This is a genomic window from Streptomyces mexicanus, assembly GCF_902506575.1.
Classification (GTDB): Bacteria; Actinomycetota; Actinomycetes; order Streptomycetales; family Streptomycetaceae; genus Streptomyces; species Streptomyces mexicanus.
On record NZ_LR732611.1, the window covers coordinates 1 to 1,580 of the forward strand.

Annotated in this window: 1 protein-coding gene; it reads right to left on the minus strand. The window is 76.1% G+C overall.

What is annotated here, in order from left to right; genetic code table 11:
- Window positions 1-1,091, minus strand: a 1,091-nt coding sequence (locus GV126_RS36950; RefSeq protein ID WP_236570346.1) for an FHA domain-containing protein, incomplete at its 3' end; no start/stop codon positions are given.
- Window positions 1,092-1,580: the final 489 nt, after the last annotated feature.

A 1,580-nucleotide genomic window follows, 5' to 3' on the forward strand; every position in this document is an offset into this window, starting at 1 on the left:
CCTGTGGTCCCTGCGGTGTCTGTGAGGGGAGGGGTCGGGGTGCCCGTGCCCGGGGCTGCGCCGGCGCCCGGAGGCGTGCTCATGCCTCGGGCCGCGCCCGTGCCGGACGTGGTGGTCGTGCCCGGGTGCGCGCCGAAGGCCGCGCTGGTGCCGGTGGTGAAGGCCGTGCCCGTACCGGCACCGGCCGCCTGGCCCGTGCCCATGCGCCTGCCTGTGTCGGAGGTGGTGCCCGGTCCGGGGTGCGTGCCCCTGTCCCTGCCGGTGCCGGCCGTCGTGTCCCTGCCGTCGCCGGCGTCCGGTACGCGTGCGTGTGCCGTGCCGTGCCCCGGACCGGCTGCGTCCGCACGCGGCGCCGCACCCGTCGCCCGCGGTGCGGCCGGGCCGGTCACGCGCACATGGCCCTCGCCGTCCGGTGCCGTCGTCACGCGGGCCGCCGGTCCGGCGGACGGCGTCAGGCGCAGGGCCGACTCGCCGATGCGCAGCAGCGCGCCCGGGGCGAAGCGGACCGGACGCGCGTCCACGGGCCGTCCGTCCAGCACGGTGCCGTTGGTGGAGCCGAGGTCGGCGACCGAGACCCGGCCGTCGGCGGCGACCGTGACCGCGCAGTGCATCCGGGAGACGTCGGGGTCGTCGAGCGGTACGTCGGCGTCGGCGGAGCGGCCGACGGTGATCTGCCCGCCGTGCAGCAGGGGCACGCCGCCCGCGTCCGGCCCCGCCACCACGTGCAGCTGGGTGGGGGCCTCGTCCAGCTCGGGGTGCGGCTCGGGCTGGGCCGGTGCGCCCAGGGACAGCACCGCGCCGTCCAGCAGCGGAGGCTCGCCGAGCGTGCAGCGCCGGGTGTCGAGCCGCTCGGTGCCGGCGTAGAGCACCACCGGGCCCGAGCCGGGTTCACGTCCGGTCCGCCCGTCGGGGCCGCGTTCCCGCCCGGTCCGCTCGGACGGCGCCGTCCCGGCGTCCCCGACGACCGCCGCGGCGAGCGCCGACGCCACCGCGGCCAGCGCCGTGCCCGCGGGCGCCGTGACGAGCACGTCGCGGCCCGCGGCGGCGGAGGACGGGCCCAGGGGGTCTACGACGGTCAGCCGGATCTGCATCGCCGTCAGCGGTCCCTTCTGTTCTCACCGCGAGCAGGGAGGGACGAAACCGTCCCGCGGTCCCCCACCACGGACATCCCCCACCGCCGCACGAGCACGTCGGCCAGTACGGAGGCATCCTCGCACCTGCCGCCGACACCGCGCCCGCCGCCCACCGGCAAGTGATCTTGATTGGTCGGCTCTGCCCCCAAAAATGCCTGACCACCGGCCGGTGAACGACGTTTTTCGGACGCGTTCGGACCTGTTGGGAACGGCTCTCGATCGGTTCCGCACCCTTCGGGGCAACCATCCGACCCGAGCCGGGCGTCTTCCCGTCGAACCCCGACGAACGACGAACGACGAACGGCGTACGACGAGCGACGAACGGCGTACGACGAGCGACGAACGGCGTACGACGAGCGACGAACGGCGTACGACGAGCGACGAACGCGGACGGCATGCCCCACGTACTCGTCCGGGACGGATCCAGGACCCGCCCCGGCCCTGGCC